Annotated in this window: 10 protein-coding genes; 8 read left to right on the forward strand and 2 right to left on the reverse strand. The window is 64.6% G+C overall.

What is annotated here, in order from left to right; genetic code table 11:
• From WAW17_RS06125 to WAW17_RS06160, 8 genes are all read left to right on the forward strand, one after another.
• On the forward strand, positions 1-481 hold a 481-nt coding region (locus WAW17_RS06125), incomplete at its 5' end, for a hypothetical protein (protein WP_422332110.1).
• A gap of 346 nt (positions 482-827) precedes the next feature.
• Positions 828-2051, forward strand: a complete 1224-nt coding sequence (locus WAW17_RS06130) for an alkane 1-monooxygenase (RefSeq protein ID WP_422332111.1) — start codon at positions 828-830, stop codon at positions 2049-2051.
• Positions 2051-2236, forward strand: a complete 186-nt coding sequence (locus tag WAW17_RS06135; RefSeq protein WP_422332112.1) for a rubredoxin — start codon at positions 2051-2053, stop codon at positions 2234-2236. Before WAW17_RS06130 ends, WAW17_RS06135 begins: the two co-directional genes overlap by 1 nt.
• Entirely contained in the window at positions 2233-2418 is a 186-nt protein-coding gene (locus WAW17_RS06140; RefSeq protein ID WP_422332113.1) for a rubredoxin, read from the forward strand. The genes WAW17_RS06135 and WAW17_RS06140 overlap by 4 nt, the downstream gene beginning before the upstream one ends.
• Complete coding sequence (locus WAW17_RS06145; RefSeq protein WP_422332114.1) at positions 2415-3659, forward strand: NAD(P)/FAD-dependent oxidoreductase; 1245 nt, start codon at positions 2415-2417, stop codon at positions 3657-3659. Before WAW17_RS06140 ends, WAW17_RS06145 begins: the two co-directional genes overlap by 4 nt.
• Positions 3660-3705: 46 nt before the next feature.
• Positions 3706-4209, forward strand: coding sequence for a DUF427 domain-containing protein (locus WAW17_RS06150; protein WP_422332115.1), 504 nt, complete (start codon positions 3706-3708; stop codon positions 4207-4209).
• Between the two features lie 48 nt (positions 4210-4257).
• Complete coding sequence (locus WAW17_RS06155; RefSeq protein ID WP_422332116.1) at positions 4258-4749, forward strand: NUDIX domain-containing protein; 492 nt, start codon at positions 4258-4260, stop codon at positions 4747-4749.
• A gap of 40 nt (positions 4750-4789) precedes the next feature.
• Positions 4790-5119 (forward strand): DUF2834 domain-containing protein, encoded by a 330-nt coding sequence (locus tag WAW17_RS06160; RefSeq protein ID WP_422332117.1) that lies wholly within the window; start codon positions 4790-4792, stop codon positions 5117-5119.
• A 1-nt stretch (position 5120) separates the two neighbouring features.
• Here WAW17_RS06160 and WAW17_RS06165 read toward each other — a convergent pair whose 3' ends face one another.
• Both WAW17_RS06165 and WAW17_RS06170 read right to left on the reverse strand, forming a co-directional pair.
• Complete coding sequence (locus WAW17_RS06165; protein WP_422332118.1) at positions 5121-5948, reverse strand: SDR family oxidoreductase; 828 nt, start codon at positions 5946-5948, stop codon at positions 5121-5123.
• 139 nt (positions 5949-6087) lie between these two features.
• Complete coding sequence (locus WAW17_RS06170) at positions 6088-6318, reverse strand: cold shock domain-containing protein (RefSeq protein ID WP_422332119.1); 231 nt, start codon at positions 6316-6318, stop codon at positions 6088-6090.
• Positions 6319-6556 lie beyond the last annotated feature (238 nt).

Genomic DNA, 6556 nt, shown 5'->3' on the forward strand with positions numbered 1-6556 from the left:
CTGGATGCTGGTGGACCTCGAACCCGGATACGAGCGCCTGCATGTAGGAGATCGAATCGATGCCACCACTGGGTGGTGTCAGCCGGAGATGCTGCCAGCAGAATTGGTGAGCTGGGACGTCCCGGTCCATGTCGAACGCGTCGCCGCGAACCGCCCCGGTGAGTACGACTGGATAGCCCACATTGACGACCACGTGGCAGCGCTGCTCCCGGCCCGGAAGGAATCAGAGGGCCCCGCCACGATCTCTGGCTGCCTGATGTACGACAGGTACCTGCACTTGTTTCACCAGACTGTGCCGACGACGAGTGGCCGCATTCTTCGCCGCGCTCTCATCACTCGAGAAGCAAACCGCACCCTGACCCCACACGGGGGCTACTCGGTGAACCCGTCAGGCCCGCCTCTTCTCACCGAGTGCGGCGACGCACCGCCCGACAGGACCGCGACGTGGGACTGCGTCGAACTCGTCACGGACGACGAGTAGGTAGTCAGGACCCGATTCTCGATTGATGCTGTGAACCGCTGGACTCAACTCGCCCTGACCCGCAGGGGGTGGCGGGCCAATACCCCGCGTCATCGCTCCAGCTCGATTCCGTAGGGGGATCCGCTAGTGGGATGACTACTGGCCGAAAGTCGCGCGGAGGGTCGCGTTGATCAGTTCGTTCAGGCGTTTGCGCATACGAACGGTTGTGTCATCGTCGCAGTTGTACAAATATGCCACCAATGTCTAGTAAATGGATGGCGAGTTCGGTAATGTCCACTCATAACGTGAAGTGGCTCATAGACCTGAGTCACATTCGGTGGTCACGATTCGAGGAGGAGGTCCGACGATGACGACGTCAGACATCGGCAGGTATGCGGCAGCGCCCACGGACGAGTGGCGGGACCGCAAGAGATACCTGTGGTTGGTGGGTTTGGTCCCACCGACGGCGGTATTTTTCGGCGCGGCCCTCGTGTGGGGGTTCAACGAACTCGGGTGGACCGCCGTCGCCCCGGTGTGGTGGTGGATCGGACCGCTGCTGCTGTACGTGCTGCTGCCGCTCCTCGACGTGTTCTTCGGACCGGACGGGCAGAATCCGCCGGACGAGGCGATGGAACGCCTCGAGAACGACAAGTACTACCGGTACTGCACCTACATCTACATCCCGTTCCAGTTGGCGAGCCTGGTCTTCGCCTGCTACCTGTGGTCGGCCGACAGCGTGTCGTGGCTCGGCCTCGACAACGGTCTGGGTCCGGTGTCCAAGATCGGACTGGCCCTGAGCATCGGTGTGATGGGCGGCGTCGGGATCAACACCGCGCACGAACTGGGGCACAAGAAGGACAGCCTCGAACGCTGGCTGTCGAAGATCACGCTGGCGCAGACGTTCTACGGTCACTTCTACATCGAACACAACCGCGGCCACCATGTCCGCGTCTCCACCCCGGAGGATCCGGCCAGCGCCCGGTTCGGCGAATCGTTCTGGACCTTCCTCCCGCGCAGTGTGTGGGGCAGCTTCAAGTCCTCGTGGGAACTGGAGAAGACTCGGTTGCAGCGACTCGGCAAGAGCCCGTGGACCATTCACAACGACGTGCTCAATGCCTGGTTGATGTCGGTGGTCCTGTTCGGCGTGCTCATCGCGGTGTTCGGACCGGTCGTCGTTCCGTTCCTGATCATCCAGGCCGTGTTCGGCTTCTCCCTGTTGGAGGCGGTCAACTACCTCGAGCACTACGGATTGCTGCGGCAGAAGAACGCCAACGGCCGCTACGAGCGCTGCGCCCCCGCGCACAGCTGGAACTCCGACCACATCGTGACCAACATCTTCCTGTACCACCTCCAGCGGCACAGTGACCACCACGCCAACCCGACCCGCCGGTACCAGACGCTGCGCAGCATGGAGGGGGCACCGAACCTGCCGAGTGGCTACGCCAGCATGATCGGGCTCGCCTACATCACCCCGCTCTGGCGCAAGGTGATGGACCACCGGGTCCTCGACCACTACAACGGCGACATCACCCGAGTGAACATTGCACCCGGCAAGCGGGCGAAGGTGCTCGCGGAGTATGGAGCGAAGTGATGGCCGACTACCGTTGCCCCGTTTGTGACTACATCTACAGCGAGATCAAAGGCGCCCCGCGGGAAGGATTTCCGCCCGGCACCGGGTGGGAACTGGTTCCCGACGGCTGGTGCTGCCCCGACTGCGGAGTGCGCGAGAAGGTCGACTTCGAGCCGATCGACGCAGGGAAAGGACACCGAGAATGAGCACCGATTTCAAGCTGTTCCGCTGTCTGCAGTGCGGATTCGAGTACGACGAGGCCGAGGGCTGGCCCGAGGACGGCATCGAACCGGGCACCCGGTGGGACGACATTCCCGACGACTGGTCGTGCCCCGACTGCGGCGCCGCGAAGAGCGACTTCGAGATGGTCGAGGTCAGCCGAGCATGACGTCCACCTTCGTCATCGTCGGCACCGGTGTGGCGGGCGCGAGCGCGGCGCAGACCCTTCGCGGCGAGGGATTCACCGGACGAATCGTTCTGATCGGGGACGAGTGCTCCCTGCCGTACCGTAGGCCGGTGTTGTCGAAGGATCTGCTCGCCGGCAAGACGACACCGGAGAAGGCGCTGTTGAAACCGGCCGCTTTCTGGTCCGACAATCAGATCGAGTTGCGTTCGGGGACAAGGGTTGTCGGTCTCGACACCGACGCCCGGCGCATCCGGCTGTGGGACGACGAGATCATCGCCTACGACGCCGTGCTTCTGGCGACCGGTGGGCGCGCCCGCCAGTGGGATCACGACGCCGGTCCGCGGGTGCACACCCTGCGCACGATGGAGGACGTCGCACCGCTGCGTGCGGCGATCGAACAGACCGGTTCGCTGCTCGTCATCGGGGCGGGATTGATCGGCTGCGAGGTCGCCGCCACCGCCCGGGCGCTCGGCGCCGAGGTCACCGTTCTCCACGCGGACACCTCACCGCTCGAGCGCATCGTGCCACCGGACGTCTCGGCGATGTACCTGCAGTTGCATGCCGAACAAGGCGTCGACATCGTCCCCGACGTGTCGCTGACGAGCCTCGCCGACGTCGACGGAACGGTGTGCGCCACCGCCGCCGACGGCCGCACCTGGAGCGCGGGGACGGCCCTCGTCGCAATCGGGTCGATCCCGGAGACTTCCCTGGCCCTCGCCGCCGGACTCGATGTGGACAACGGAATCGTGATCGACGAGCATTTCCGAACCCCGGCGTCCGGGGTGTTCGCTGCGGGAGACGTCGCCAACCAGCCGAATACCCTGCTCGGCGGACGGGAACGCGCCGAGCACTGGAACAGCGCGCAGGCACAGGGGATCGCGGCCGCCAAATCGATGCTCGGACAACCGCTCCCTCCCGCAGAGGTGCCGTGGGGATGGTCGATGCAGTACGGGCACAATCTCCAGTTCGCCGGGTGGGCGCGGCCGGACGACGAGTTTGTGGTGCGCGGCTCGATCTCCGAACGCGATTTCATTGCCCTCGCGCTCCGCGACGAACACCTCGTCGGGGCCGTTGCGGTGGGACGGCCCAAGGACATTCGCACCGTCCGGGAACTGGTCGGAACAGGCTCGGTGCTCGACCGCGACATGCTGGCCGACGAGACCATTGCCCTGGCCGAGATCGCCGCGGATCCCCGGGCGCGCGTCGAGCCCTCGCGGTTGTAAGCAGGGCAGGGTTGTATGGAGGTATGACGAAGTCGGCAGGCGTCCCGTGACGAGCGGCCACCCGGTGCCGGACCCCGTCGGTCCGGGGCAAGAGTCGGTGTGGGACTACCCGCGGCCGCCCGTCGTCGAACGAAGCGCCGAGTTGGTCGAGGTGTGGTTCGGCGGGCAACTCGTCGCGCGCACACGGAAACCGTTGCGGCTGCTCGAGACGAGCCACCCGCCGACCTACTACCTTCCCCGCGGCTGCTTCACCGAGGGGGTCCTGCGCCCGGCGCCCGGGAGCACGGTGTGCGAGTGGAAGGGACGCGCCGACTATTTCGACGTCCTGGCAGGCGGGCGCGTCGCCGAGCGTGCGGCGTGGCACTATCCGCGGCCGGTTGCCGGATACGAAACACTCGTCGGGCACGTGGCCGTCATGCCGGGTGCGATGGACGAGTGTTTCGTCGACGGAGAGCGGGTCCGTCCCCAGCTGGGCGGCTTCTACGGCGGGTGGATCACTGATCGGGTGGTCGGCCCTTTCAAGGGTGGTCCCGGAAGCCGTTTCTGGTGATTGCCGGATCAGGCCCAACCCCGGTAAAGAGACGATGAAAGGCGAACGATGGCCCTGACGAGCGCAGGTCTGCTGCTGTACCGCATCGACAGCGCGGGCCTGCTCGCCGTGTGGCTCGTTCATCCGGGCGGTCCTTATTGGAAGGGAAAGGACGAGGCGGCGTGGTCCGTCCCGAAGGGCGTGTACGACGCCGACGAGGATCCGCTCGCCGTTGCGCTACGTGAGTTCGAGGAGGAGTGCGGTATTCCGGCCCCGTCGGTGCCGTTGGCGATGCTGGGATTGTTCAAGCAACCGTCCGGGAAGGCCGTCACCGTATATGTCGGGGAAACCTCGGACGATCTCACGTTCGTTTCCAGCAACACATTCGAACTCGAGTGGCCACCGCGGTCCGGCAAGATGCAGAGCTTCCCGGAGGTTGACGACGCGCAGTGGCTGACCCTGCCCGCGGCGGAGATCAAACTCGTCAAAGGCCAGCGGCCGGTTCTTGCTGCATTGCGCGCACAACTCGACGACGAGGGCCGGTCGTACCGGTTCGAATGAACCCCGAATGTCCGAGCGGCACTGAGGCTAACCTTCGCCTATGACCCCTGCCCGCCGGAATCTCTGCGTCGTGTACGGCGTGATCGCGTTCGTTGCGTTGATCGCGACCTGGTGGAACAACATCGCGTACGTCGCGGATGGTGGTGACCTCTGGGGATTCTTCCGCGACGGTTACGCGAACTATGCAAGCAGCTCGCTCACGAACGACCTGTTGCTTCTCACGCTCGCGGCCGTCGTGTTCATGCTCGTCGAAGCCCGCAGGCTCGGTATCAAGTACGTGTGGGTGTATGTCGTCCTGTCGTTCGCGATCGCGATCAGCGTGATGTTTCCGCTCTTCCTGATCGCTCGCGAACGGCGCCAACCGCTTTGAGTCACCGAGGATCGGCGACCGGAAGGCCACCGGACCGGATGGGTGGCGTCGCAGCGGCGAAGCTCTCCCGAATAGTGTCCATCCGCTTCTCGATGTGATCGAGATAGTGCGGGTGCGTGATGATGTAGGGAAGATTCCGGGCAATTCCCCGGATCACGTATTCGCCCGCGTCCGCGGGTTTCATGCCGATATTTCCGTCCCCCTTGATGTGGCTGGCGTCCTCGACCTGACCACCGAGTCTGGCAGTGTTCTCGTCCAGATTCGACATCACCAAACCCGGGCAGAGCACGGAGACTCCGATGCCGTGCGGCGCCATTTCCGTGCGTAGAGCCTCGGACATCGCGATAACGGCGCTCTTCGCCGCACTGTAGGCGCCCCGGCCGGGCGCGCCCGACGTCAGCCCCATCACCGAAGCCGTGTTGACGATGTGCCCTGAGCCGCGGGTGCGCATGTCCGGACCGAAGGCGGAGACGCCGTTGAACGCCCCGGTCAAGTCGATCGCGATGATCTTGTCGAATGTATCCGGATCCGTATCGACGACATCGCGCCCGTTGAAACCGATCCCCGCATTGTTCACCAGGATGTCCACCGGCCCGAAGGCTGCCTCGGATTCCTTCTTGGCATCGATCCAGGCCGCACGGTCGCGTATGTCCAGCGCAATCCCGAGGAAACCGTGGGGTCGCTCCGAGGTCACCGTATTCAGCGCATCGCGATCGACGTCGGCAAGGGTGACGGAAATCCCGCGGGCGGCAAGAGAATCGGCGATGCCGAGGCCGATACCGCTCGCACCGCCGGTGACGAATGCGTGCCGGGCCGAGGACAATTCCATAGTTCGTGCTCCATTCGGAGTAAGCAGTTCGGGGACGCGAAATCAGAATAACATTCTCACGCACGAGATGAACGTTCTCACTCTGGCGGCGAAGCGCAGCGGGTCTGCCGTAAGACTCGGCGACACCACTATCGAGGTATCAGCCGTCGTGCTGCTCCACGCGTGTGGCCCGATATCGATAGCCGTCCTGATCGGTTACCTGTTCCCAGTCGAGCGTGACGGTCGCCCCCACAGCCAAGGTGCGAAACCCGTCTCCGACGATGTTGCTGTAGAACGCCCAACAGCCACCCGGCGTCTGGGGGGACTCGACAACTCCCCATCCCTCCTCGTCGTTCCACATCTCGACGATGCCAGTCGTTCGGCCGGTCACAAGGGGTGGACTGCTGTTCTTCGGACAGGGCCGGGAATCCGTCCACCGCGACCGCCATGAATGTGACGTGACACCCGCCGGGGACCCTGCACATCCTCGCCCCGTCCGGTCACGCGAGGTAACCCGGCGGAGAAACACGTTTGCCCGGTATCCGCGAGAAGCGAATACCGGGCAAACGGAAGAACCGAGAACTAATCGGCGTTGGTGCGCACCCGCAGTCCGGACCCCGCGGACTCGA

The organism is Rhodococcus sp. (in: high G+C Gram-positive bacteria) (assembly GCF_049286785.1).
In the GTDB taxonomy this organism is placed as follows: Bacteria; Actinomycetota; Actinomycetes; order Mycobacteriales; family Mycobacteriaceae; genus Rhodococcus_F.

Bases quoted from the DNA above. Each gene is read 5' to 3' on its own strand.
- WAW17_RS06155 (WP_422332116.1), top strand. From the start codon at position 4,258: ATGGCCCTGACGAGCGCAGGTCTGCTGCTGTACCGCATCGACAGCGCG.
- WAW17_RS06130 (WP_422332111.1), top strand. From the start codon at position 828: ATGACGACGTCAGACATCGGCAGGTATGCGGCAGCGCCCACGGACGAG.
- WAW17_RS06135 (WP_422332112.1), top strand. From the start codon at position 2,051: ATGGCCGACTACCGTTGCCCCGTTTGTGACTACATCTACAGCGAGATC.
- WAW17_RS06160 (WP_422332117.1), top strand. From the start codon at position 4,790: ATGACCCCTGCCCGCCGGAATCTCTGCGTCGTGTACGGCGTGATCGCG.
- WAW17_RS06145 (WP_422332114.1), top strand. From the start codon at position 2,415: ATGACGTCCACCTTCGTCATCGTCGGCACCGGTGTGGCGGGCGCGAGC.
- WAW17_RS06165 (WP_422332118.1), bottom strand. From the start codon at position 5,948: ATGGAATTGTCCTCGGCCCGGCACGCATTCGTCACCGGCGGTGCGAGC.
- WAW17_RS06140 (WP_422332113.1), top strand. From the start codon at position 2,233: ATGAGCACCGATTTCAAGCTGTTCCGCTGTCTGCAGTGCGGATTCGAG.